Genomic DNA, 25,009 nt, shown 5'->3' on the forward strand with positions numbered 1-25,009 from the left:
ACCTCCTCGCCGCCGCGGTCGACGAGGCGGTGGCGCTGAGCGGCGTCGACCCCGCGCTCGACCGCCTCGCCGGCGACGCCACCGAGCTGCTCGACGGGCTCCGCGAGCTCGGCTCCGCGGCTCGCGCCCACGCCGACGCGATCGGTCTCGATGAGGGACGCCTGCTCGAGGTGGAGGAGCGGTTGGACGTCCTGGCCAGGGTGCGTCGCCGGCACGGCACCGTCGAGGCTGCTCTCGAGGCCATCGAGGCGGCCCGCGAGCTCCTCGCCGCTGGGGAGGACGGCGGTTCGCGTCTGGCTGGCGCGGAGACCGAGGTGATCAGCACTCGCGCCCGCGCCGGCGAGCTGGCGGTTCAGCTGTCGGAACGGCGGCGCCAGGCGGCCCGCCGCCTCGAGCGCGAGGTTGACGCGGCGCTGCACCTGCTCGAGCTGCCTCACGCCCGCCTGCGGGTGGTGCTGGAGCAGCGCGCCGACCCCAATGGGGTTGAGGTCGGCGGGGCGTTCGTGCACTGCGGGCCGGCGGGCGTCGACCAGGTCGAACTTCGCCTCGCCACCAATCGCGGCGCCACGCCGGCGCCACTCGACCATGGGCCATCCGGCGGCGAGCTCTCGAGGCTGGTGCTGGCGCTCTCGGCCTGCATCACCGAGGCCGCTTCGCCGCTGTTGGTCCTCGACGAGGTCGATACGGGGATCGGCGGCGAGACCGCCGCCCGCGTCGGCGACCTGCTGGCCGCCACCGGCGCGCACCGCCAGGTGATCGCCGTCACCCATCGCGCCGAGATCGCCTCACGAGCCTCCGGGCACCTGGTGGTGCGCAAGCGCGACGGCGACGGCGGGGTGGTGGCGACCGTGACACCGACCGACGGCGACGACCGGCTCGCCGAGATCGCCCGCCTGATGTCCGGGCGGGTCACCGTCGCCGCGCTGGCCCGCGCGGTCGAGCTGCGCGGCGAGGCTGTGGAGACGATCGCGTCCGGGCGGGGCCCGCGGCCGGGACGGGCGCGCACGGCTGGCCGCTGATGGATCGACGCGGCGCCGATCCGTACCATGCGGAGGACATGGTTGAGACTCGCACCGCCGGTTCGATCGCGCCCGCCGAGCCGGCCGCGACCGACACCGAGCCGCGCTTCCCCGTTGAGGTCGAGGGCTTCAGCGGCACTCTCGAGCAGCTTGTGGTGCGCGCCCAGCGTGGCGAGGTGGATCTCGACGGCATCGCCGTCGCGGAGATCACCGCGAGGTTCCGGGCCCGCATGGACGACGCCGGTGACCAGGTGGACCTCCGCGAGATGGCCGACTTCCTCTCCCTGGCGGCACGGCTCATCGCTCTCAAGGCCGCCCGGCTCCACCCGGCGGAGAGCGCCGCTGTCGAGGACGAGGAGGAGGACCCGGGCGGCGACGCCGGCAGACGGCTGAGCGAGTACCGGCTCTTCAAGGCCGCCGCCGAGGCGCTGCTGGCCGAGGCAGCCGAGGAGGGCGCGCGCAGCTTCCTCAGCCTGGTCGCCCCCGACGTAATCCCGCTGGAGCGGCTGCGCATCCCGCCCGAGCGGCTGGCCGCCGCCTTCCGCGACGTGCTCGTCAGGCTCAGCGAGGCGGAGCCGCTACCGATCGGGGCTATGACCTTCTCGGTCGACGACAAGATGGACGAGCTGCGCGTGCGCCTGCGCGGCGGCGAGCTGGCCTTCGAGGAGCTGTTCGCCACGGTCACCACCAGGCTCGAGGCTGTCGCCTGCTTCCTCGCGCTCCTCGAGCTGCTCCGCCTCGGCGAGGCCGTCGTCGAGCAGGAGGAGCCGTTCGGCCCGATCTCGGTGCGCGCCGGTGGATGAGATCGAGACAGAGGTGCAGGTCGAGGACGAGGAGACGTTCGAGCTCGCCCTGGACGTGTTCGGTCGCGCCATCGTCCCCGAGGGGGTGGCCGGGGCGGAGCCCGAGGACCTCGCCGTGGCCCTGGAGGCGGTCTGCTTCTCGTTGAACCGGCCGGTGACGCTCGCCGAGGTGGCCGGGATCCTCGGGCGAACCCCGGGGGCGGTCGGCGCCGCCGCGGAGGCACTGGCCGGGCAGCTGCGCGGTCGCGGCCTGATGGTCCAGCGTCACGGCGATCAGCTGCAGCTGGTCACCCGGCCGGAGACGGCCTGGGCGGTGCAGCGCGCCCTCCAGCCGGAGCGCCCCACCCGTCTGAGCCGGCCGGCGCTGGAGACCCTGGCCATCGTCGCCTATCGCCAGCCGCTGACCCGGGCCGGCATCGAGGCGATCCGCGGGGTCAACTGCGAGGCGGTCCTCGAGAGCCTCGAGCGCCGCGGGCTGATCGCCGAGGTGGACCGCCAGGACACCCCGGGCCGGCCCCGGCTGTTCGGCACCACGTTGCGGTTCCTGCAGATCGTCGGGCTCGAGCGCATCGACGACCTGCCTCCCCTGGGCGGCGACGAGGTCCTTGCCCCGCTGGCCGCGGCACACGACGGTGGCGCGGCGCCGTGACCCCGGTGGCGGCCGGCTCCGGGGAGCGGCTCAACCGCTTCCTGGCGCGTCGCGGCGTGGCCTCGCGCCGCGCCGCCGACCAGCTCATCGCCGCCGGCCGGGTGCGCGTCAACGGAGAGGTGGCACCCGTTGGAGCCAGGGTTGACATCAACACGGACACCGTGGTGGTCGACGGAGCGCCGGTCGCAGCCAAGCCCGCCACCGCCGTGACGCTGGCGCTCAACAAGCCCCCCGGGGTGCTCACCACCATGAGCGATCCACAGCGCCGCCGCACCGTGCGCGACCTGGTCACGGACATCCCCGGCTTGGTCCCGATCGGTCGCCTCGACTCCGACAGTCGCGGACTGCTCCTGCTCACCAGCGATGGAGACCTCGCCCATCGCGTCGCCCATCCGCGCCACGGCGTACACAAGACATACCGGGTCACCACCGAGTCATCGCTCAGCGACGCGCAGCTCGCCCGCCTCTTTGACGACGTGATGCTCGACGACGGCCCGGCGCGCGCGCTGGAGGTGCATCGCGTCGGCGACGCGGTAGTCGACGTGGTCATGGGGGAGGGGCGCAAGCGTCTGGTGCGGCGGCTCTTCGCCGCCGTCGGCAACGGGGTCGTCGATCTCTGTCGCACCCGGGTCGGTCCCATCGAGCTCGGTGACCTCCGCGAGGGGGAGACGCGTCCGCTCGACGACCGCGAGGTGGCGGCGCTTCGCGGCGCTGAAACCGCGCCGCGGACGTGAGCCGGCACCGCATCGTCACTGTCGACGGCCCGGCAGGGAGCGGCAAGTCCACGCTGGGTCGCGCGCTAGCCATCGAGCTGGGCCTGCCGCTCGTCGACACCGGGCTGTTCTACAGGGGCATCATGGTGGCCGCCGTCCGCGTCGGGGTGGACGTCGGTGATCCCGATGCGCTCGCCGAGCTCGCGCGGCAGACGACCGTCGAGGTCGACACCGACCCCCGCTCCGGCGGCGACCACGTCGTGGTGGACGGGGTCGCCGACGACGTAATGCTGCGCGACCCGCACTACGCAGCCCTGCTGACAGCAATCTCGAGCACGCCGGCGGTGCGCGCCGCAGTTCTCGAGCCGCAACGCGCGCTCGCTGCCGGCGGCGCCGTCGCGGTGGGACGCGACTGCGGAACGGTGGTCTTCCCTGACGCCGCGGTGAAGTTCTACCTGGCGGCGCCGCAGTCGGTCCGCGAGGAGCGCCGCCTCGCCCAGCTACGCGCCCGCGGAACGGACGCCGACCACAGCGCGCTGCGTGCCGAGGTCGCCGATCGCGACCGTGCTGACACCGACCGCGCCGCCTCGCCGCTGACGCCGGCTCCCGACGCGCACGTCATCGACACCGCGGCGATGGACGTGCCGACCATGATCGCGTACGCGCTGAAGCTCTGCCACGAGGCGGGCCTCGACCCGGTGCCGACACGCTGATGTACCGGTTCCTGCGCGGCGTGATGCGCTTCCTCGTCGCCGTGGTGCTGCCAGGACGAGTCCATGTCGATGGCCTCGAGAACGTCCCCCGCCAGGGCGGTGCGCTGCTCGTCGGCAACCACGTCGGTACCATCGATCCGCCGCTGACTGGCGCGCTGATCCCGCGCCTGGACGTCCACTACATGGCCAAGAGCGAGGCGTTCGAGAAGGCGCGCGTGCGCTGGATCTTTCGCGGCTTCAACGCCTTCCCGGTGGTGCGCGGCAGCGCCGACCGCGCCGCGTTGCGCCACACGCTCGACCTGCTCCGCGACGGCCACATCGTGCTCGTCTACCCGGAGGGCTCGCGGTCGCCCGACGCGCACTTGCGGGACCCGCAGGCCGGCGTCGGCTTCCTCGCCCGCCACGGCGGCGTACCGGTGATCCCGGTGGCCGTCTGGGGGACCGAGCAGGTGATCGCCCCGGGAAGGACGAGGATCCACCGCGCGCCCGTGCACGTGCGCTACGGCAGGCCCGTCGCACTCCCCACCAGCGAGGGCAGCGCCCGGCACGACAACCGCGCCATCGCCGCGGCGATCATGGACGCTATCTCGGCAATGCTCCCGCCGCGGTATCGCACGGCGGAGCAGGAGGCGCCGGCGTCGACGCCAGCGGCCTGACGCCCGGGGTGGCCACCAGGGGCGACTTTGTCGCCTTCGACCTCGAGACCACCGGCCTGTCGCCGAAGAGCGACCGCGTGTTGGAGATCGGTGCGGTGCGCTTCGACGCGACCATGCGGCGCGTCGGCGAGCTCGAGGTGATCGTCGACCCCGGGGTTCCCATCCCGTTGGCCGTGCAGCGGCTCTGTGGGATCACCGAGGCCGACGTCGCCGGAGCGCCGGCCCCTGTCGAGGGCGTCGCCCAGCTCGCCGACTTCTGCGCGGACGCTGAGCTGGTCGCCCACGGCGCCGGCTTCGACGTCACCTTCTGCGCCGGCCTTGTTCCCGGCGCGTTCAGCGGGCGGCGAGTTCTCGACACGCTCGAGCTCGCCCGCATCCTTCTGCCCACCGCGCCGTCCCACAGCCTCCCACTGCTCAGCGCCGCCATCGGCATCGAGCACCTGCGCCCGCACCGCGCCCTGAGCGACGCGTCGGCGACTCAGCTCCTCTTCGCGCGCCTGCGGGCGGCTGCGCAAGCGCTGCCCGTCGGCGTGCTTGCGCAGATGCGCGGCGTCGCCGCGCAGGCCGGTGGCGAGCTCGGCCTGTTCTTCACCGCGGTGGTCGACGGCGTGGGGGACCCGCAACGGCGGGCGTGGGCGGGCGCATCGCGTGCGGCGCCACCGCCGCCCCCTCCCACCGGCCCGCCACCGGCGGACCTCGTCGCCGCCGCGACCGCCCTTCTCGGAGCGGGCGTGCCGCCCAGAATGGCCGGCGAGGGCTTCGAGCTGCGCGAGGCTCAGCTGGAGATGACCCGCGCAGTCGCGCAGACCCTGCAACGAAGGCGCCGGCTCATAGTCGAGGCAGGGACCGGCGTGGGCAAGTCTTTGGCCTACCTGCTCCCGCTGGCGCTGCACAGCCGCAGCGGCCGCCGGGCGGTGGTGGCCACGCGCACGATCACCCTCCAGGAACAGCTGATGGAGCGCGACCTGCCCATGGTCGAGACCCTTGTCGGCGCGCCCATCCCTGCGGCACTGCTCAAGGGACGCAACCACCAGCTCAGCCTGCGCCGCTGGCAGCGGTTCCTCGGCTCCGCCGACGCGGGGCCGCACGGTCCCGACCTCGACCGCGTCCGCTTCAAGCTCAAGCTGCTCGCCTGGCTGGCCGAGACGGAGCAGGGCGACCGCAGTGAGCTCCACCTCAACGGTTCCGAGGAGACGCTGTGGCGACACGTCGAGTCCGACGGCGGCGACTGCCTCGGCGCCGCCTGCGCCAACTGGCAAAGCAATCGCTGCTTCATGGTGGCCGCGCGTCGCACCGCCGAGGCGGCGTCGATCGTGATCACGAACCACGCCCTGCTCCTGGCCGACGCCGCCGCCGGCGGCCAGACTCTCGGCGAGCACGAGGCGCTGGTCATCGACGAGGCCCATCACCTCGAGGCCGCCGCGACCGAACAGCTCGGCATCAACCTGCGCGCCTTCGACGTGCTCGTGGTCCTCGACCGGCTCGGGCCCACCGAAGGCGAGCTGGAGGCGGCGCTGAGCTCGGCGCGCGAGGCGACGGTGCGCCTCTTCGGAGACGTCAAGGGGCGCATCGGCGAGGTGCTCGGCTCCGACCACAGCGGCAACGCCACCGTCGGCGTCTCCAGGGAGGTGCGCGACGCCCACGGCCACGCGATCCTGCTTCGCTCGGCCGAGCACGCCACCGCGCGTTGGCGGGCCGCGGCCCTTCATCTGCGCGACCCGGAGCTGGCCGGCGCGATGCAGATCGACCTGCTGCCCCAGCCGGACCGGGCCGATCAGGAGCGCTTCCTGGCAGCAACCGCTCTCGACGAGCTCGCCGCAGCGGTGGAGCGTGTGCTTCTAAGACCGCGCCCCGGTCACGTTGCCTGGCTGGCGCTGCGCGCCGAGCAGGGTGAGCTCCACGAGGCCCCGGTGACCGTGGCCGACGCGCTCCGGGAGTCGGTCTTCACCCGCGCGGAGACGGTGATCGCCACCTCGGCAACCCTGGCGGTCGGGGGTGACTTCGGTTTCACCAGGGACCGCCTCGGCCTCGACGACGCCGACGAGCTCCTGCTCAACTCGCCGTACGACTTCCTCGCCCAGGCGCTCTGCATCCTTCCGTCCGACGTTCCTTCGTACGACGAACCCGACCACGATCGCGCGGTGGCCAGCCTGGTCGGGGACACCGCCGAGCGGCTAGGCGGCAGCACCCTGGCCCTCTTCACCGGCTACAACCCGCTACGCCGTGTCCACGCCCTGCTCGCGCAGCGGATGGAGGCGAGCGGCATCGCCCTGCTGGGGCAGGGCCTCGACGGCACCCGCCGGCAAATCCTGGGCAGCTTCCTCGCCAACCGGCGCACCGTGCTGCTCGGCACCAGCAGCTTCTGGGAGGGCATCGACGTACCCGGCGACGCGCTCCGTTGCGTGGTCATCGCCAAGTTGCCGTTCGCCGTGCCCACCGACCCCCTGGTCAAGGCGCGCACGGAATCGCTCAGCGACCCCTTCGGCCAGTACGTCCTCCCCCAGGCCGTGCTGCGACTGCGCCAGGGTTTCGGGCGGCTCATCCGGCATGGCACCGACCGGGGCGTGGTCGTGCTCTGCGACGAGCGTCTGCGCAGCCGCGAGTATGGTGAGCGCTTCCTCGCCGCCCTGCCCCCGGCGGCGGTGGTGACCATGCCGGTGGCGGACGTGGGCGACGCCGTGGCCGGCTTCGTCCTCCACCAGCGTGTTCCGATCACGACACGGATGAGCGCTTCGGGCCGACAATCAGAGCAGGATCACCCCATGCATGAGGACCCGGCATGACCGTCACCGAGGCGCCGCCTGCTGCGGACCCAGTGGCTGTGCCCACGACGGAGCCCGCGGCCACCACGGTGCGGCCGCAGGGGGACCGCACCGACGTGGTGGTGGCGCTCGCCCAGATCGCTCCGCGCCTCGGCGACGTCGCTGCCAATCTCGAGCGCCATCTCGAGCTGATCGACGAGGCGGCCGGCGGGGGCGCCTCGCTCATCGTGTTCCCCGAGCTGTCGCTGACCGGCTACTTCCTCAAGGACCTCGTGCCCGAGGTGGCGCTGCTCGAGCAGTCCGAGCAGCTCCAGCGGCTGGCCCTGGCCTCGCGCGGCGTCGACGTCGTCGCCGGCTGCGTGCTGGAGAGCGACGACGCTCGCTTCTACAACGCCTCGCTGTACCTGGCGGGAGGACGTGTCCACCACGTCCATCGCAAGGTGTACCTGCCCACCTATGGGCTGTTCGACGAGGCCAGGTACCTCGCCCAGGGAGATCGCTTCCGCACTTTCGCAGCCCCGCTGGCCGCCGCCGCGCCCCCGCGTCCGTGGCGGTCGGGCACGCTCATCTGCGAGGACATGTGGCATCCGACCGCCGCAGGGTTGCTGGCTCGCGAGGGCGTCGAGCTCTTCATCTGCCCGTCCGCCTCGCCGGGACGCGGCGTGGTGCACGGCAACGCGCTCGGCACCGCGCGCAGCTATGACGCCATGACCCGTACGTACGCCCAGCTGTTCACCGCCTACCTGCTGTACTGCAATCGTGTCGGCTTCGAGGACGGAGTCGGGTTCTGGGGCGGTTCACGCGCAGTCGGGCCTGACGGGCGGCTCCTCGAGGACCCTGCGGGCGACGACGAGTGCCTGGTCCTCCACCGCATCGACCTCGCGGCGGTGCGACGCGCCCGCATCGCCAACCCCCTGCTTCGAGATGAGCGACATGACATCAACGACGCACAGACAGACCGTCTCCGACAGCGACGCGCTCGCGATTGACCGCGACGTCGTCCGCGACATCCTCGTCGGCTTCATCCGCAACGAGGTGCGCAAGGTCGGGTTCCAGCGCGTGGTCGTGGGTCTCTCCGGGGGCGTCGACTCGGCGCTGAGCGCGGCGCTGGCGTGCGCCGCCCTGGGAGCGGAGAACGTGCTCCCCATCCTGATGCCGTACCGGACCTCATCGGCGGCATCCGAGGCCGACGCGCGCCTGGTGTGCAAGCGACTGGCCATGACCCCGACCGTGGTCGACATCTCCCCGCAGGTGGACGCATACTTCGAGCGTTTTCCCGACGCCGACCGCGGCCGGCGCGGCAACAAGATGGCGCGCGAGCGCATGACCATCCTCTACGACATGTCGTGGGCGCACCGTGCGCTGGTCATCGGCACCAGCAACAAGACCGAGCTGCTGCTCGGCTACAGCACGCTGTTCGGCGACATGGCCAGCGCGCTCAACCCACTGGGCGACCTCTACAAGACGCAGGTCTTCGCCCTGGCGCGGAGCGTCGACCTCCCCGAGCAGGTGATCAGCAAGGCGCCGAGCGCCGATCTGTGGGAAGGACAGTCGGACGAGGAGGAGCTGGGCTTCGCGTACGACCTCGTGGATTCGGTGCTGTACCACATGGTCGATGAGCGCCGCACCCGAGCTGAGCTCCGCGCGCTCGGATTCGAGGATGCCTTCGTGGAGCTGGTGGCGCAGCGGGTCAGGGGCAGCCAGTACAAACGGCGACCGCCGATCATCGCCAAGCTGTCGGCGCGCACCATCGATCGCGACTTCCGCTATCCCAGGGACTGGGGTACTTGAGCGGCACCAGCGCCGGCCTCCTGCACGTCGTCGCCACCCCCATCGGCAACCTCGAGGACATCACCCTGCGCGCGCTGCGCGTGCTGCGCGAGTGCGACGCCGTCGTGGCCGAGGACACCAGGCGCACCCGCCAGCTGCTCACGGCCCACGGCATCGCGCGTCCGCTTCTCTCCCTGCCGGCGCACGACGAGGCGCGCAGGGTCCCGGCGCTGGTCGCGCGGCTCGTCGCGGGCGACACCCTGGCGCTGTGCACCGATGCGGGCACGCCGGTGGTGAGCGACCCCGGAGCCTTCCTCGTGCAGGCGGCGCGCGAGGCGGGGGTGACGGTGGTCCCGGTGCCGGGCCCATCGGCCCTGACCGCAGCGTTGGCGGGTAGCGGTCTGCGCGGCGACCGCGTCTGCTTCCTCGGCTTCCTGCCGCGCAGCCCGGGCAAGCTGCGCCGCACCGTGGAGAGCGGCCTGCTCTCCGACTCGACCGTGGCGTTCTACGAGTCGCCGCTGCGCCTGGCGCGGACGCTGGCGCTGATCGCCCCGAGCTGCGGGGAGCGCCCGGTGGTGGTGGCGCGCGAATTGACTAAAGTCCACGAGACCTTCCACACCGGCACCGCGGCAGCGCTGGCCGAGGCGTTCGCCGCCCAGCCGCCGCGGGGCGAGTGCACCGTCCTCATCGGAGCCAGCTGACGTGACCCGGCCTGAGCCCTCCTTCTATGTCACCGCGGCGATCGACTACGTCAACGGCGATCCCCACCTCGGCCACGCGTACGAGAAGATCGGCTGCGACGTGCTGGCGCGTCACCGCAGGCTGCGCGGTGACGACGTGCGCTTCACGGTGGGAAGCGACGAGCACAGCCAGTCGGTGGAGCGCGCCGCCCGCGCCGCGGGAATGGAGCCGGCTGACTACTGCACCAGGCAGGTCGACGCCTTCAAGACGATGATGCGTGCCTTCGACGTCGAGCCGACCAGCTTCGTGCGCACCAGCAGTGACGCCAACCGGCGCACCTCAGAAACGCTGTGGCGTGCTCTCGCCGATGCGGGCCACATCTACAAGGACTGGTACCGCGCCTGGTTCTGCCCGTTCTGCGAGCAGTTCTACACGGAGAAGGAGATCGTCGCCGGCATGTGCCCGATCCACCAGACCCCGGTGGAGTGGGTCGAGGAGCAGAACTGGTTCTTCCGCCTCAGTGAGTTCGCGGAGCCGCTGCTCGACCTCTATGAGCGCGAGCCGGACTTCGTGGTGCCACCGCCTCGACGCAACGAGATGCTCAGCGTCATCAGGGGAGGCCTCACCGACATCAGCATCTCGCGCGGTTTCTCCACCTGGGGAATCCCGGTGCCCGGGGACGAGTCGCAGGTGATCTGGGTGTGGCTGGACGCGCTGCCCGCCTACCTGACCGGGGTCGGATATCCCGACGGCGACGACTTCGCGCGGTTCTGGCCGGCGGACGTCCACGTCGTGGGCAAGGACATCACACGGTTCCACTCGGTCATCTGGCCGGCCATCCTCATGGCCGCCGGCGTGCCGCTCCCGCGCAAGGTGCACGCCCACGGTTTCATCACGCTGGCCGGCGAGAAGATGAGCAAGAGCCGGGGCATCTTCATCGAACCGATGCAGCTGGTGGACCAGTTCGGAAGCGACGCGGTGCGCTGGGTGCTGCTCAGCGAGGTGCCGTTCGACCGCGACGGCGACTTCTCCATCGCCAAGTTCATCGACCGCTACAACGCCGACCTGGCCAACGACTACGGCAACCTGGTGTCGCGGACCACCAAGATGGTGCAGCGCTATTTCGGTGGCCGTGTGCCGGCGCTGGCCGAGCGCGCCGCCATCGACGATGAGCTGCGCAGCACCGCGGCCCGGGTCGTGCCGGTGTACGACGCGGCCATCGATGACCTGCAGTTCAGCGAGGCGATGGCCGCAGCTCGCCAGCTCGTCGGGCGCGCCAACAAGTACATCGAGCAGACAGCGCCCTGGACGCTGCAGCGCGATGGCGACGCTCGGCTCGGCACGGTGTGCGCCGAGCTGCTCGAGGCGGTGCGCGTCTCGACGATGCTGCTTCATCCGATCATCCCCCGGGCGACCGCGCGCGTCGCCGCCGAGATGGGCCTCGCCCTGGGCGGCGACCTGACCGACGAGGTGCGCAGCTGGCCGCGGCTCGCTGAGGGCGCCCCGGTCGCCGTCGGCGAGATCCTCTTCCCGCGACTCGACCGTGAGGCCGTTCTCGCCGCCGAATGAGCAACGTGGCACCACGCGGGCCGCTCGTCGACACCCACTGCCACCTCGTCCTGCTGCAAGAACGTGGCCTGCTCGACGACGCCCTGGCAAGCGCCTCGGCGGACGGCGTCGAGCAGATCGTCAGCGTCGGGCTCGACGTCGAGGACTCCGACCGCAACCGGCTCATCGCCGAAGCGCACGACAACGTCTGGTTCACCGTGGGCTGGCACCCTCATCAGAAACACGCGCCCGACCCACGCCAGGTCGAGGCGCTCGGCGAGCTCCTCGACCACCCGCGCGCGGTCGCGGTGGGGGAGATCGGCATCGACCTGTACTTCCGGCCCGGCTACCACGACACCCCACTCGAGGAGCAGCGCCGCTCGATGCACACCATGTTCGAGCTGGCCGAGGCGCACGGCAAGCCCGTGGTGGTCCACGACCGCGACGCCCACGCCGAGGTGTTGTCCTTGATCCGCGAGCATTCCGCGGTGCGCGGCGTGATGCACTGCTTCAGCGGCGATGCCCCGTTCGCGGCGGCGTGCGTGGACGCCGGCTACGCGATCTCCTTCTCCGGGATCGTCACCTTTCCGCGCAGCGAGCCGCAGCAGGCCGCCGCCGCGGCAGTCGGGGATCGCGACTACGTGCTCGAGACCGACTCGCCATTTCTTGCACCCGTGCCCCATCGCGGCCGGCCCAACCTCCCCGGCTACGTGGCCGCCACAGCGGCCGCTGTGGCAACGCTGCGCGACGTCGACGTCGCCCTGGTGCGCGAGCAGAGCACCGCGAACGCGCGCCGTCTGTTCCGGCTCCCCGGTGCAGACGCGTGAGCGGCTCGCGCGGTGGCGCCGCCGCTGCCGATCTCACCGATCCGGCCACGTTGCAGGCGGTCGCCCGGCGGGTGGGACTGGTCGCCCGGCACAGGCTGGGCCAGAACTTCCTCATCGATCGCGACGTCCTCGACGACATCGTCGCCGCCCTGGCGATCGAAGCGACCGACGACGTCTTCGAGATCGGTCCGGGGATCGGCACGCTCACCGGCGAGTTGGCGCGCCGCGCCCGCCGGGTGGTGGCGGTCGACCTCGATGAACGCTGTGTGGCTGCCACCCGTATCACCCAGCGCGATCGGCCGAACGTGGAGGTGGCTCAGGGCGATGCCCTGCGCGTCGACATCGCCAGTTTCGGCATCGGTGAGGGATGGCTCGCCGCCGGCAACATCCCCTACAGCATCACCACGCCCCTGCTGACCCGGCTCTACGAGATGGCGGACCCGCCCCGCCGCGGAGTGTTCCTGGTCCAGCGTGAGGTGGCTGCGCGCCTCGCGGCGGGTCCCGGCGCGTGGAGCCTGGCCACGGTCGCTGTCCGCAGCGTGGCCACCGTGGAGCGCCTGCGCGACGTCACCCCGGCCAGTTTTGAGCCTGCTCCGGCGGTGCACTCGAGTGTGATCCGTCTCACCCCGGCCGCAGGGCTCGATGCCGCGGCGCGCCAGAGCGTGCTCGACGTTGCCCGGGCCGCGTTCCAGATGCGCCGCAAGACCCTGCGCCACGGCATCACCCATGCAGCGGGCGGCGACGAGGCACTCGGCGTGGCATGGCTGCGCGAGGCTGCCATCGACCCGGGGCGGCGGCCGGGCACGCTCGATCTCGCCGAATGGCACCGGATCGCCGTCGCCGCCCGTACGCTTCCCGGACACCCGTGAACGAACCGCACATCGCGATCCCGCCCGGCGATGAGATCGCGCCACCGGCGTCCCGGCGCCACCTCCATGCAGCGCGCCCCGCGGTCCCGCCGCTGCCCGAGGATCGCCAGGGCTTCCGGGCGGTCCTGCGCCGGGGCGACTTCCGGCTCCTCTGGCTGGCCCAGGCAGCCAGCCAGCTGGCCGACAAGTTCCTCATGTTCACCCTGCTCATCGTGGTCTACGACGTCAGCCGCAAGGCCTCGATCCAGTCCGTGCTGATGATCGCCTACACGCTGCCATCGGTCTTCCTCAGCGCCCCGGCGGGCGTGTACGCCGACCGGCATGACAAGCGCACCCTGATGATCGCCACCAACGCGATCCGCGGCGGGCTGATCCTGCTCATCCCGATCGTCCAGGTGCTCCCCGTGGTGGGCAACCAGGCGTGGCCGCTGATCGTGATCACCTTCCTGTTCAGCTCAGTAGGGCAGCTGTTCGCGCCGGCGGAGGCGGCGAGCATTCCATCCCTGGTGCGGCGCGACCAGATCATGGGCGCGACCTCGCTGTTCATGACCACGGTGATCCTGACCCTGGTGCTGGGTGTGCCAGCGGCGACACTGGCGATCCGCCTGGTTGGCGAACGTGCCCCCTTCTTCATCGCCTCCACGCTGTTCGCGCTGGCGGCCATCTCGATCTGGCGGATCGGCACACCGCTGCGCGCCGCCCGCACCGCGCCCGAGCACACCGCCAGCCTGCGCCGCGAGCTCCGCGAGGGGATCAGCCTAATCGCCGGCAACCCAGCCATCCGCCTGGGCCTGTACCAGCTCGCGGTGGCTCTGATCGTGGTGTTCACGGTATTTGCCCTGGGGCCGGTGTTCATGGTCAAGGAACTGCACCGCTCCGACCAGGACACCTACCTCGTCCTGATCCCGGCGACGCTCGGGCTGGTCACCATGGCCGCGGTCCTCGCCCAGCGCGCCGGCAACGGCTTCTCCAAGGCGGTCACGCTGGTCATCGCCCTGGCTGTCGCAGGTGCCTCCCTGGCGGCGGTCGGGGTGACCCCTCCGCTGTTCCGCAGCCTCGGTGCGGACGGAGCGATCGTGCCCATGGTGCTGGTGCTCAGCGCGGTGTTCGGCGGCGCGCTCGGCGCCCTGCTGATCCCCGCCTTCACCATCCTCCAGGAACGCACCAACGAGGAGACGCGGGGCCGCATATTCGGCGGGATCTTCGCCGTGATCAACGCGGCCGTGGCCCTACCCCTGCTGGTCGCGGGCATCATCGCCGACGCGGTGGGCGTGGCCAGCGTTGTGGCCGGACTTGGCGTGATCATCCTGGCCGGCGCGTTCGTCGTGAGGCTGGCATTCTGGCGCCGGCTCGCCATTCTCGACACCGAGCTCAGCGCGGCCGACTGATCCGCGTCGCGGCTGTGCAACGGCGCCGTCGCGAAACCATCATCTTTCTCTGCACCCACAGCGGCGGTGAAATGCTCGCCGGCACCCCCAGCGGGCTGACGTCGAATGTGGGAGACAAGATGCGGGCCATAGTCACCTGTGAGTGCTGCGGTCATCGCCAGGCCGTGGCCCGGCCGATCGGCCGGCCCGAGGCGTTCCACGTCGTCTGCCACGAGTGTGAGGGCATCCTGCGAGTCGAGGTGACCGCCGACGACCTGACCACCGCCCAGAAGAGCGTCGGTCGCTCGCGCAAGACACGCGTCTAGAAAGACGAAGGGGGAACTGCGTTCCCCCCTCGGGCACCCCCCAGCTCAGCGGTGTCATCTCCGGCGACGTGAAGTCGCCTGCGCTGACGGATTTTGGTGGGGAGGCTGGTATCATCGCGGTCCGGAATCCGCCTCCGGCGCGCGTGCGGGCGCATAGCTCAGTTGGTACGAGCGCTGCGTTGACATCGCAGAGGTCATAGGTTCGATCCCTATTGCGCCCACCACGCGCCGAGCCGTGACTCGGCCCTCGCCAGCGTATCTCTTAAGGAATTTTCAGCGGGATACCTGTGCGCACATGTTGCGCACAGAGGCTGCGCAGATGTCCACAGCGCGACGAAGCAGTTGTCCACACCTTGCACAGGCCAACGGTGAGATCGCGCCGAGGTTGTGCACCGCAGTGCGACGCAAATGCGCCGTATGTGGGCGTTGACATCGCCGGAGTCGACAGATGACACTCGGCGCGTGGTAGGGGACTCCGAGCCGAATGGTTCCGACGCAACGAGGACGACGCGGCGGATCTGCGCCCGGCGCGGTTGCGCGGCACCGGTCAAGAAGCCGACAGCGAAGTACTGCAGCGTGCGCTGCTGCTCGCTTGATCCCGAGCGACACGCACGCCTGCGCCTGTCAGCGCAGCGCTCCAGCCGGCGTGTGCTGCCCCTGACCCGCCAGCTCAGCCTGGGGCTCGGTGCCACCAATAATCCCGAGGCCGCAATCTCGCGCATCTCCGAGGCTCGTGAGGACGTGCCCAGAGGAATGTCCAGGCTCTGCGGCTGACCCGCCGCCGGGCAGGCGCGGGGACGTTCGGCGCCGCATCTACAATTCGCGCCCATGCCTGACGAGATCGTGGACGACGCCGCCGAGGCCGGCCCGCCCATCGACGCGCCCGCGGAGCTGACCCTCGACATCCTCCGCCACAGCGCCGCGCACCTCATGGCTGCGGCGGTGGTCGAGCTGTTCCCCGGCGCGCAGTACGACGTGGGACCCGCCACCGACGAGGGTTTCTTCTACAACTTCCGCCTTCGCGGGAGCGCGCACTTCAGCGAAGAGGACCTTGCCGGCATCGAGGCGAGGATGAAGGAGCTGGCCAAGCGACGCATTCCATTCGAGCGCGAGGTCATGGCCCGAGGGCCGGCGCGTCAGCTGTTCACTGACCTGGACCAGGAGTTCAAGGTCAGGATCATCGATGGCATGCCAGATGACGTCGACACCGTCGGCGTCTATCGCACCGGTGACTTCGTCGATCTCTGTCGCGGCCCTCATGTGCCCCACACCGGCCACCTGCGTGCCGTGCGCCTGCTGCGAGTCGCCGGCGTGTACTGGCGAGGCGACGAGAGGAACGAGCAGCTGCAGCGCGTGTACGGCACCGCCTTCTTCGAGCGCGAGCAGCTCGACGCCTTCATCGCGCAGCGCGAGGAGGCGCGCCGCCGCGACCACCGCCGCCTCGGAGCTGAGCTCGACCTCTTCTCCTTCCCCGAGGAGATCGGGTCCGGACTGCCCGTCTTTCATCCCAAGGGCGGCTTGGTGCGCAAGCTGATGGAGGACTACTCGCGCCGGCGCCACGAGGAAGCCGGCTACGAGTTCGTCAACACGCCGCACATCACCAAGGAGGACCTCTTCCAGACCTCCGGTCACCTGCAGTGGTTTGCGGAGGGGATGTTCCCGCCGATGGAGCTTGACGACGGCGTCAAGTACTACCTCAAGCCGATGAACTGTCCGTTCCACATCCTCATCTACCGCAGTCGGCCGCGCAGCTACCGCGAGCTGCCCTTGCGTCTGTTCGAGTTCGGCACGGTGTACCGGTACGAGAAGTCGGGGGTGGTGCACGGCCTCACCCGTGTCCGCGGCCTGACCATGGACGACTCGCACATTTTCTGCACCAAGGCGCAGATGGGCGAGGAGATCCGCACACTGCTGACCTTCGTCCTCGACCTCCTGCGCGAGTTCGGGCTCAGCGAGTTCTTCCTCGAGCTCCAGACCAGGCCGGAGGGTAAGGCGGTCGGCACCGACGAGGAGTGGGAGGAGGCGACCGACGCGTTGCGGTCAGCAGCGTCGAACATGGGCCTCGAGCTCGCGCTCGACGAGGGCGGCGGGACGTTCTACGGGCCCAAGATCTCCGTCCAGGTCAAGGACGCGATCGGTCGCTACTGGCAGATGTCCACGATCCAGGTCGATTTCCAATTCCCCCAGCGCTTCGGCCTCGGCTACATCGAGGCGGACGGCGGGGAGGCGCGCCCGGTCATGATCCACCGCGCCCTCTTCGGCTCCATCGAGCGATTCTTCGGGATCCTTCTCGAGCACTACGCTGGCCATTTCCCGGTCTGGCTGGCACCGGTACAGTGCGAGATCGTTCCCGTGCAGGACGATGCCCCTGAGGTGATCGAGCACGTCACCGCGCTACGCGACACCATGCGAGCCGCCGGCCTGCGTGCCGAAGTGAACGACAAACCGGGCGAGCGAATGCAGGCTCGCATCCGCGACGCCGAGCTGCGCAAGGTGCCGTACGTCGTCGTGGTGGGGCGCCGCGACGTGGAACGGGGCGACGGTGTCGTCAATGTCCGTTCGACGCGCGCGGGCACCCAGGAGAACCTGCCCGCGGGCGACCTGGTGACCCGGCTGGTCGCCGAGGCGGCGTCGCGCGGCCAGGGCTGAGCCGCACGTGGAGCGCGAGGGCCGCTCGCTCGGGCAGGCCGTTGCCCGGCTGTTCCCCGAGCACGACGCCGCGCGGCTGATCGCAGCGGGGGAGGTGCTGGTGGACGGCGTCCCGGTGACCAACCCGCGCAGCCGGCTGCGCGCGCGTGCGCGGGTCACGATGCGACCCCGCACCATCCTGCGTGGCTCGGTCAAGCTGCGCGCCGCGCTCGATGCCTTCGCCCTCGACGTGGCGGGCCGGGTCGCGCTGGACGTCGGCGCAGCCGCTGGTGGCTTCACCACCGTGCTGTTGGCCGCCGGCGCCCGTCTCGTGTACGCGGTCGACGCCGGCTATGGGCAGCTTCTCGGCTCGCTGCGGCAGAACCCGCGGGTCATCAACATGGAATCCGTCAACGTCGCCGACCTCGACGGCGCGTGCGTGCCGGACACCGTGGAGGTGGTGACCATCGATGTGTCCTACCTCAGCGTCGCGGCGGCGGCGGCGCAGCTCAACCGCGTCACGCTGGCGCCAGATGCGATGCTGGTGGCGCTAGTCAAGCCGATGTTCGAGCTGCGCGCGGCGACGGCGCCGTCGGATCGCTCCAGCCTCGACGCGGCGCTCGCCGCCGCAAGCGCCGGGGTGACCGCTGCCGGGTGGGAGGTGCGCGGCGCCATCGATTCGCCGGTCACCGGCAGCCGCGGAGCACGGGAGATGCTGCTGCACGCACAGCGCCGCTGACGCTTTGGTCGCGCCGCGACCGTGATATGCTCACCCATCGGACGCCGCTGTGGCGCCGCCAAGAGGGCCCGTGCGCTGCGGACCCCACCTTCCGGGTTCGCCTTGGAGGTCCAGAACAGACCCAGGCCTGGATAGCGGATCGCTGTCCAGGTTTTTTGTTTGGAGGTTTCCACCCATCGCCTTTCGAGAGTTGAGGATCAACGAGCAGATCCGCATCCCGCAGGTGCGTCTCTTCGACGACACCACCGATGAAGCGCTCGGCATCGTCACCATCGAGGCAGCCCGACAGCTCGCCGTCGAACGCGGCCTCGACCTCGTCGAGGTGGCCCCGCTGGCCCAGCCGCCGGTCTGTAGGCTGATGGACTACGGTCGTTTCAAGTTCGAGGCGCTGAAGCGAGAGAAGGACAGCCGCAGGGACCACAACGTCGTCCAGCTCAAGGAGCAGAAGCTGCGCCCGAAGATCTCGGACCACGACTTCCGCACCAAGCTGGCCAAGGTGAAGCAGTTCCTCGGTGAGGGCGACAAGGTCAAGCTGACCATCATGTTCCGGGGTCGGGAGATGGTCCACCAGGAGTTCGGCCGCAAGCTGCTCGACCGCATGACCGAGGAGCTCAGCGACCTCGCCATCATCGAACGATCCCCACTCGTCGAAGGCCGGAACATGATCATGATCCTCAGCCCGACGACCAAAAAGCAGGCACGGCCGCACGACGACCGTCACCACGGGGATGCGCCTGCAGCCTCGGGCAACGGCTCCGCGTCGCCGCGCCGGGAGCAGCCGGCGGTGACCCCCCCGTCGGAGCCCGACACAGCGCAGGTCGTCGCTGAGGCACCACCGGCGCCAGCCACTGAGGCAGCCGAGGCTGCCACACCTCCACCTGCAACTCACGAGCCGGCAGAGGACCAGCCCGCACCTGCCGCAGCCGCTGCCAAGCGGAGCACCGCCAAGAGTGCGGCGCAGAGGAAGCCCGCCGCGACCGCCAGCAAGAACACCGAGAAGAAGACCGCCGCCACGCCGAGGGAGACGAATGCCAAAGATCCGAACGCATAAAGCCACGCAGAAGCGCTTTCGCATCACCAGCACCGGCAAGGTGATGCGCCGCAAGGCGTTCAAGTCGCACATGCTCGAACACAAGAGCAGCAAGCGCAAGCGCGTCATGAACATCCAGCACGAGGTGTCCGCGGCCGACGTCAAGACCGTCCGCCGCCTGGCGCCCTACCTATAGCCCGGAGGAGTCACCATGGCGAGAGTCAAGCGGGGGGTCACGTCACGTGCCCGCCACAAGAAGGTCCTCGAGCTGGCCGAGGGTATGCAGGCCGACAGGCGTTTGTACCGCCACGCCAACGAGGCGGTCATGCACTCGCTGGCGTACCAGTACCGCGACCGCAAGCTGCGCAAGGGCGACATGCGCGGGCTGTGGATCACGCGCATCAACGCGGCAGCGCGCCAGAACGGCCTGGCCTACAACCAGTTCATGCACGGCCTGAAGAATGCCGGCATCGACATCAACCGCAAGATGCTTGCCGACCTGGCCGTCGAGGATTCGGCGTCATTCACGCAGCTTGTCGAGGTGGCCCGGGGCGCTCTGACGTCGGCGTGACCGACCAGCGTGGCACGGCGCCACCACCTGGCGGAGAGCCGGGCGGCGCTGACGTGCATGCCCTCGGGGTCAGGGCGCATGACGAGATCGCAGCCGCGAGCGACGCGGGCACTCTCGACGCTGTTCGCGCCCGCTACCTGGGCCGTGGCGACGGCTTGCTGACGGTTGTCCGCAAGCAGATCGGCGCCGTCGCCGACCCGGAGGCACGCAGGGCGATGGGCCAGACCGTCAACGCGGTGGTAGAGCGCGTCACCGAGGCGCTGGAGGAACGCCGCGCCGTGCTCAGCGCTGCGTCAACGGGCAGCTCGACCGAGACGATCGACCTCACCTGGCCGCCGCCTCCGCTGCGCCGCGGTCATCTGCACCCGGTGAGCCGAGTGTTCCGTGACGTCCGGCGCATCTTCGCCCAGCTCGGCTACGTCCCCGTGAGCGGTCCCGAGCTGGAGTACGACCGCTACAACTTCACGCTGGTCAACATGCCGCCGGGCCATCACTCCCGTGACACCCAGGACACGTTCTACGTCGACGACGACCGCCTGCTGCGCACCCACACCTCGCCAGTGCAGATCCGGAGCATGCTCATCCGGGGCGCGCCCCAGCGGGTGATCGTCCCCGGGAAGGCATATCGCCGCGATTACGACGCCACCCACTTCCCCATGTTCTTCCAGGTCGAGGGGATGTGCATCGACGAGGGCATCGCGCTCTCCGACCTCAAGGGCACCCTGGAGTTCTTCGCCCGCTCCACCTTCGGAATCGACCGCGCCATCCGCATGCGACCGCACCACTTCGAGTTCACCGAACCATCGGTGGAACTCGACGTCACCTGCGCTGTGTGCGGGGGCGAGGGCTGCCGCCTCTGTAAGGGCAGCGGCTGGCTCGAGCTGCTGGGCGGGGGCATGATCCACCCCAACGTGTTGCGCAATGGCGGCGTCGACCCGGCCAGGTACAGCGGGTTCGCCTTCGGGATCGGGGTCGAGCGCATCGCCATGCTGGCGTACGGCATCGAGGACGGCCGGCTCCTCTACGAGAACGACGTGCGCTTCGTGAGCCAGGCGTGAAGGTCTCGCTGGACTGGCTGCGCGAGTACGCGGTCCTCGACGCCCCGCTCGACACCCTGGTGCAGGGCCTGGTGGACACCGGCACCGAGGTGGAGCGGGTAACGCGCGGCCCCGCCGGCGTGGTCGTGACTCGGGTGCTGAGCCTGGAGCCGGTTCCTGAATCGACCAAGGGCGTGCTCTTCGCCGACATCGACGCCGGCGGCGACCAGCCGATCCGTGTGATCACGGGCGCTCCCAACCTCACCATCGGCGACCTCGTGCCGTACGCGCCGGTGGGCACCCTGCTCCCGAGCTGGGACGAGCCACTCGGAGTTCGGGCCATGTTCGGCGGCAAGTATCAGTCGCCGGGGATGCTCTGCTCCGCTGCCGAGCTGGGAGTCGGCGACGATGCCGCCGGGATCCACCATCTCGAGCGCGGCCTGCCGGGACAACCGCTGCACGAGGTGCTGGCGCTCGACACCGTGCTCGAGGTGGAGGTCACCACCAATCGACCCGACTGCCTCTGCCACGTCGGCATCGCCCGGGAGATGGCTGCGGCCATCGGCGAGACGGTGCGCGAGCCGCAGGCGGCGATCGCCGACGGGCTGCTCAGCGCGGCCAGCATGTCGCTGCGTGCCGACGTGCAGGTCGACGACGCAGAGGGCTGCCCGCGTTTCTCGGTGCGCATCATCGAGAACGTCGCCGTGGCGCCCTCGCCGGAGTGGATGCAACGTCGCCTGCGCGCGGTCGGGCTGCGTCCCATCAACAACGTGGTCGACGTCACCAATTACGTGGCCCACGAGATGGGCCAGCCACTGCACGGCTTCGACCTCGACCGGTTTGTGGCCGCCCAGGGCGACGACGGCCGCGCGGCGCACGTGCGTGTGCGCCGTGGACGCGGGGAGCAGCTTCTCTGTCTCGACGGCGCGGTGCGCACCATCGGGGACGCGGACCTGGCGGTGTGTGCCGGCGACGTCGCCGTCAGCCTCGGCGGGGTCATCGGCGGCGCTGGGACGGCGGTCGACGACGCCACCCACAACGTGCTCCTCGAGGCTGCCACCTGGGACGGGCCGGCGATCCGCGCCACCAGCAAGCGGCTGGGCGTCCGCACCGACGCCTCCGCGCTCAACGAAAAGGGCCTTAGCGACACCCTGCCGCCGCTTGCGCTCGACCGCGCCGCCGCGCTGATCGCCGATCTCGGCGCAGGCCACGTGCTCCAGGACAGCGTCGACGTCAGGGCCCGGTCGCTCGAGCCCATCCCTCCCATCCACGTCAGCGGCGCCGTGCTGTCCGCGCTACTCGGCTACCACGTCGATGCCACCGAGGCGGCAACCGCCCTGGCGCGGCTCAGCTTCGGCGTCGAGCAACACGGCGACGAGCTCATCGTCACCGCGCCTCATTTCCGGCGCGACGTGACGATCGTCGCGGACGTCGTCGAGGAGGTGGGACGCTCCCTCGGCTACGACCGCATCCCGAGCACGCTCCCGGGGCGGCGGACCGCGGTGACCACCGTGGCCGCCGAGACCCCAATCGAGGACCGCGTCAAAGAGGTGCTCGCCGGCGCCGGGTTCGACGAGGTAATCACCTGGTCGTTCGTGTCGCGCACCCTGGCCGGCGCGCTGCATGGCCTGGGCGTCGGTCGCACCCCCATCCCGCTGCGCAACCCGCTCACCGAGGAGTGGAGCGTGCTGCGTACCAGCCTTCTGCCCGGCGTCGTCCAGGCCGCGGCGGGCAACCTCCGGCGCGGTGTCGAGGAGGTCCTGCTCTTCGAGATGGGCAGGGCCTTCTGGGAAGGCGAGCGGCGCGGCCAGGCTGCCGGTTCCACGAGGGACGGTGTCGACGCCGGCCTCGTCCCGCTGCCGGCCGAGCCGCTACTTCTCGGAGCCGCGGCGACCGCCGCCAACGCCGACGGGGCCGCGCGAAGGATCCGCCACCTCCAGGCGGTGGTGGCACGGCTCGCCTCCGACCTCGGCGCCGGGACGGTGGACACCGAGCCCGCCGACGTCCCTGGACTGCGCGCCGGCCGCTCCGGCCGGCTGCTCTGCAATGGCCAGGCGGTCGGCGTGGTCGGCGAGCTCGACGCTGCCTCTCTGGCCGTCTTCGAGGTGCGCGGTCGCGTCGCCGTCGCCGAGGTCCAGCTCGACGCGCTGATCCCCGCCGAGCCGCCCTCGCGCCGGTACCTGGCACCGCCGCGGCATCCCGCCGTCGTCCAGGACCTGGCGGTGACGGTGACCGAAGAGGCCCAGGCCGGCGACGCGCTGCGGTCCATCCGCGAGGCGGGGGGCACGTTGCTGGAGAGCGCGGTCCTCTACGACGAATACCGCGACGCCGCCCTCGGCCAGGGCCGCAAGAGCTGGACGTTCCGCCTCGTCTTCCGCGCCCCCGGGCGCACCCTCACCTCCGAGGAGGCGAGGACCCTGCAGGCTGCCATCGCGGTCGGGTTGCGAGCGCGCACGGGCGCCGAGGTGCGCCGATAGCCCGGCGGCTGTCGCGAACCTTCCTGGCCCGGGGAGCGGTCGAGGTGGCTCACGACCTGATCGGCGCCGAGCTGGTCGTCGACGCCGGCACCGCGGAGGAAGTGCGCGCCACCATCGTCGAGGTGGAGGCGTACCTCGGCCCGGAGGACCCTGCCTCGCACGCGTTCCGCGGGCCCACGCCGCGAGCGTCGATCATGTTCGGACCGGCAGGCCACCTTTACGTCTACCTCAGCTACGGCATGCACCACTGCGCCAACGTGGTCTGCGGACCGGACGGGTCCGCGTCAGCGGTCCTGCTGCGCGCGGCCGGCGTGACCAGGGGCGAGCAGGTGGTCCGGCGCCGCCGCGCAACCACAGTTCCGTCGGACCGGCTGCTGAGCGGTCCCGGCAACCTCTGCCGTGGCCTGGCGATCGGCGCCACCGACAACGGGCTCGACCTCTGCCGCCCTGGGCGTGTTTACCTCGAAGCTCGCTCACGCGAGGTTCCTCTGTCGTCAGGCCCGAGGGTCGGCATCAGCCGCGCCGCCGACCTGCCGCTCCGGTTCTGGTGGACCGGACGCCCGGCGGTGTCTCGGAACGCAGTTCCCCCTGTGAAAAAAGGGACCGGCCAGTAGGCCGGTCCCCGAAGTCTGCCGATCAGTGTCGGCCGCCCGACGAATAAGCCGGGCTATTGCTGTGGGCACCAAAGGTGCCGGCTGGCCAGCCCGAACCCGGTTGTGCACCGACCGCGCCATCCCGCGCCATTCCAACCTGTACCGGAACCCAGCGGCGTTGTGCCAGGATTCGACGGTGGCGCCTTCGGACGGCCGCGCTGTGCGACCCCCTGGATCCGGGCCCTACCTCTCGGCTCGAGTGTGCCGGAGAAGCTCGAAGACCGTACGCATCGTGAAGATGTCCTCCCTATGCAGTCGGTTCCGTACCCTCAGGATAGACCTCCCCGGCCGGTAGTCAAGGGCCCCGACGTTCTGTCACGCGCCGACTGGCAGCGGAGCGTGGACTCATAGACTGGGGCCCGCGCCGGCAATACAATGGCAAACGCCTGTTCGGCAACGGAGGACCCATGTCCGGTCACAGCAAGTGGGCGGGGATCAAACACAAGAAGGCGATCGTCGACGCCAAGCGCGGGCAGGCCTTCACCAAGGTCGCTCGTGAGCTCTCGGTGGCAGCTCGCGAGGGTGGCCCCGACCCGGCGTCGAACTTCCGGCTGCGGCTCGCCATGCAGAAGGCTCGCGAGGTCAACATGCCCGCGGACAACATCGAGCGTGCCGTACAGCGCGGCGCGGGCGGCAAGGAGGGCGCCCAGCTCGAGGAGATCCGCTACGAGGGCTACGGTCCCCACGGCGTCGCCGTGATGGTCGATGTGCTCTCCGACAACCGCAACCGCACGGTCGCCGCCATCCGCAATCTCTTCACGCGCTCGGGCGGGTCGCTCGGCGAGACCAACAGCGTCGGCTGGATGTTCACCCAGCAGGGCGTGATTCGCGTCTCCGCCGGCGCCAGCGACCCGGACGAACTCGCCCTGCGCCTGCTCGAGATCGTCGACGTCGGCAGCGACGGCGACATCAGCGTGGACGATGATGCCGTCGTGGTCACGGTCGACCCGGGGAACTTCGAGGCAGCGCGCACCGCCATCGAGGACGCGGGCCTGAGCGTCGAGACGGGCGAGGTCACCATGAACCCGAGCACGTCGGTGCCGCTCGACGCCAAGCAGGCGGTGGCGGTGCTGTGCCTCCTCGACGCGCTCGAGGAGGACGACGACGTGCAGCAGGTGTACGCGAACGCCGAGATCCCCGACGACGTCCTCGAGTCGGTCGGCTGACGGGG

24 protein-coding genes and 1 tRNA gene are annotated in these 25,009 nt (G+C 70.7%); all 25 read left to right on the top strand.

Annotated features, from left to right (window positions below; all coding sequences use genetic code 11):
• A partial coding sequence (locus JF886_RS06280) for a DNA repair protein RecN (RefSeq protein ID WP_502711404.1) occupies positions 1-1,019 on the top strand: 1,019 nt, incomplete at its 5' end.
• A gap of 38 nt (positions 1,020-1,057) precedes the next feature.
• Positions 1,058-1,822, top strand: a complete 765-nt coding sequence (locus tag JF886_RS06285) for a segregation and condensation protein A (protein ID WP_337310675.1) — start codon at positions 1,058-1,060, stop codon at positions 1,820-1,822.
• Positions 1,815-2,471 carry an SMC-Scp complex subunit ScpB gene (gene scpB / locus JF886_RS06290; protein WP_337310676.1) on the top strand — a complete coding sequence of 219 codons (657 nt, stop codon included), beginning with the start codon at positions 1,815-1,817 and terminating at the stop codon, positions 2,469-2,471. The genes JF886_RS06285 and scpB overlap by 8 nt, the downstream gene beginning before the upstream one ends.
• Positions 2,468-3,205 (top strand): pseudouridine synthase, encoded by a 738-nt coding sequence (locus JF886_RS06295; protein WP_337310677.1) that lies wholly within the window; start codon positions 2,468-2,470, stop codon positions 3,203-3,205. Before scpB ends, JF886_RS06295 begins: the two co-directional genes overlap by 4 nt.
• Positions 3,202-3,897: a (d)CMP kinase gene (cmk, locus tag JF886_RS06300; protein WP_337310679.1), complete on the top strand. Its 696-nt coding sequence runs from the start codon at positions 3,202-3,204 to the stop codon at positions 3,895-3,897. Before JF886_RS06295 ends, cmk begins: the two co-directional genes overlap by 4 nt.
• Positions 3,897-4,553 carry a lysophospholipid acyltransferase family protein gene (locus JF886_RS06305; RefSeq protein WP_337310681.1) on the top strand — a complete coding sequence of 219 codons (657 nt, stop codon included), beginning with the start codon at positions 3,897-3,899 and terminating at the stop codon, positions 4,551-4,553. Before cmk ends, JF886_RS06305 begins: the two co-directional genes overlap by 1 nt.
• A gap of 8 nt (positions 4,554-4,561) precedes the next feature.
• Complete coding sequence (locus JF886_RS06310; RefSeq protein WP_337310683.1) at positions 4,562-7,336, top strand: helicase C-terminal domain-containing protein; 2,775 nt, start codon at positions 4,562-4,564, stop codon at positions 7,334-7,336.
• Positions 7,333-8,304: a nitrilase-related carbon-nitrogen hydrolase gene (locus JF886_RS06315; RefSeq protein ID WP_337310685.1), complete on the top strand. Its 972-nt coding sequence runs from the start codon at positions 7,333-7,335 to the stop codon at positions 8,302-8,304. Before JF886_RS06310 ends, JF886_RS06315 begins: the two co-directional genes overlap by 4 nt.
• On the top strand, positions 8,249-9,106 hold the full coding sequence (locus tag JF886_RS06320) for an NAD+ synthase (protein ID WP_337310687.1): 858 nt from the start codon (positions 8,249-8,251) through the stop codon (positions 9,104-9,106). The genes JF886_RS06315 and JF886_RS06320 overlap by 56 nt, the downstream gene beginning before the upstream one ends.
• Positions 9,103-9,786, top strand: coding sequence for a 16S rRNA (cytidine(1402)-2'-O)-methyltransferase (rsmI, locus tag JF886_RS06325; protein WP_337310689.1), 684 nt, complete (start codon positions 9,103-9,105; stop codon positions 9,784-9,786). Before JF886_RS06320 ends, rsmI begins: the two co-directional genes overlap by 4 nt.
• A gap of 1 nt (position 9,787) precedes the next feature.
• The gene (metG, locus tag JF886_RS06330) at positions 9,788-11,335 is read left to right on the top strand and encodes a methionine--tRNA ligase (protein WP_337310691.1); all 1,548 of its coding nucleotides are present in this window, start codon (positions 9,788-9,790) and stop codon (positions 11,333-11,335) included.
• 5 nt (positions 11,336-11,340) lie between these two features.
• Positions 11,341-12,141, top strand: coding sequence for a TatD family hydrolase (locus tag JF886_RS06335; RefSeq protein ID WP_337310693.1), 801 nt, complete (start codon positions 11,341-11,343; stop codon positions 12,139-12,141).
• Complete coding sequence (gene rsmA / locus JF886_RS06340) at positions 12,138-13,010, top strand: 16S rRNA (adenine(1518)-N(6)/adenine(1519)-N(6))-dimethyltransferase RsmA (RefSeq protein WP_337310695.1); 873 nt, start codon at positions 12,138-12,140, stop codon at positions 13,008-13,010. The genes JF886_RS06335 and rsmA overlap by 4 nt, the downstream gene beginning before the upstream one ends.
• Positions 13,007-14,398: an MFS transporter gene (locus JF886_RS06345; RefSeq protein ID WP_337310697.1), complete on the top strand. Its 1,392-nt coding sequence runs from the start codon at positions 13,007-13,009 to the stop codon at positions 14,396-14,398. The genes rsmA and JF886_RS06345 overlap by 4 nt, the downstream gene beginning before the upstream one ends.
• 14 nt (positions 14,399-14,412) lie before the next feature.
• Positions 14,413-14,703 (top strand): hypothetical protein, encoded by a 291-nt coding sequence (locus JF886_RS06350; RefSeq protein WP_337310699.1) that lies wholly within the window; start codon positions 14,413-14,415, stop codon positions 14,701-14,703.
• Positions 14,704-14,850: 147 nt separating this feature from the next.
• Positions 14,851-14,927, top strand: a tRNA-Val gene (locus tag JF886_RS06355).
• A 604-nt stretch (positions 14,928-15,531) separates the two neighbouring features.
• The gene (thrS, locus tag JF886_RS06360; protein WP_337310701.1) at positions 15,532-17,352 is read left to right on the top strand and encodes a threonine--tRNA ligase; all 1,821 of its coding nucleotides are present in this window, start codon (positions 15,532-15,534) and stop codon (positions 17,350-17,352) included.
• 7 nt (positions 17,353-17,359) lie between these two features.
• Complete coding sequence (locus tag JF886_RS06365; protein WP_337310704.1) at positions 17,360-18,070, top strand: SAM-dependent methyltransferase; 711 nt, start codon at positions 17,360-17,362, stop codon at positions 18,068-18,070.
• Between the two features lie 190 nt (positions 18,071-18,260).
• Positions 18,261-19,121, top strand: coding sequence for a translation initiation factor IF-3 (gene infC / locus JF886_RS06370; RefSeq protein WP_337310706.1), 861 nt, complete (start codon positions 18,261-18,263; stop codon positions 19,119-19,121).
• A complete protein-coding gene (gene rpmI, locus JF886_RS06375; RefSeq protein ID WP_337310709.1) occupies positions 19,099-19,296 on the top strand; it encodes a 50S ribosomal protein L35 in 198 nt (65 codons plus the stop codon). Before infC ends, rpmI begins: the two co-directional genes overlap by 23 nt.
• A 15-nt stretch (positions 19,297-19,311) precedes the next feature.
• Positions 19,312-19,671: a 50S ribosomal protein L20 gene (gene rplT / locus JF886_RS06380; protein WP_337310711.1), complete on the top strand. Its 360-nt coding sequence runs from the start codon at positions 19,312-19,314 to the stop codon at positions 19,669-19,671.
• A complete protein-coding gene (gene pheS / locus JF886_RS06385; protein WP_337310713.1) occupies positions 19,668-20,729 on the top strand; it encodes a phenylalanine--tRNA ligase subunit alpha in 1,062 nt (353 codons plus the stop codon). The genes rplT and pheS overlap by 4 nt, the downstream gene beginning before the upstream one ends.
• Positions 20,726-23,185: a phenylalanine--tRNA ligase subunit beta gene (gene pheT / locus JF886_RS06390; protein ID WP_337310715.1), complete on the top strand. Its 2,460-nt coding sequence runs from the start codon at positions 20,726-20,728 to the stop codon at positions 23,183-23,185. The genes pheS and pheT overlap by 4 nt, the downstream gene beginning before the upstream one ends.
• 8 nt (positions 23,186-23,193) lie before the next feature.
• Positions 23,194-23,799 (top strand): DNA-3-methyladenine glycosylase, encoded by a 606-nt coding sequence (locus tag JF886_RS06395; RefSeq protein ID WP_337310734.1) that lies wholly within the window; start codon positions 23,194-23,196, stop codon positions 23,797-23,799.
• Between the two features lie 446 nt (positions 23,800-24,245).
• Positions 24,246-25,004 carry a YebC/PmpR family DNA-binding transcriptional regulator gene (locus tag JF886_RS06400; RefSeq protein WP_337310717.1) on the top strand — a complete coding sequence of 253 codons (759 nt, stop codon included), beginning with the start codon at positions 24,246-24,248 and terminating at the stop codon, positions 25,002-25,004.
• Positions 25,005-25,009 lie beyond the last annotated feature (5 nt).

The sequence above is a fragment of the Candidatus Aeolococcus gillhamiae genome (genome assembly GCF_016464765.1).
Taxonomy (GTDB): Bacteria; Chloroflexota; Dormibacteria; order Aeolococcales; family Aeolococcaceae; genus Aeolococcus; species Aeolococcus gillhamiae.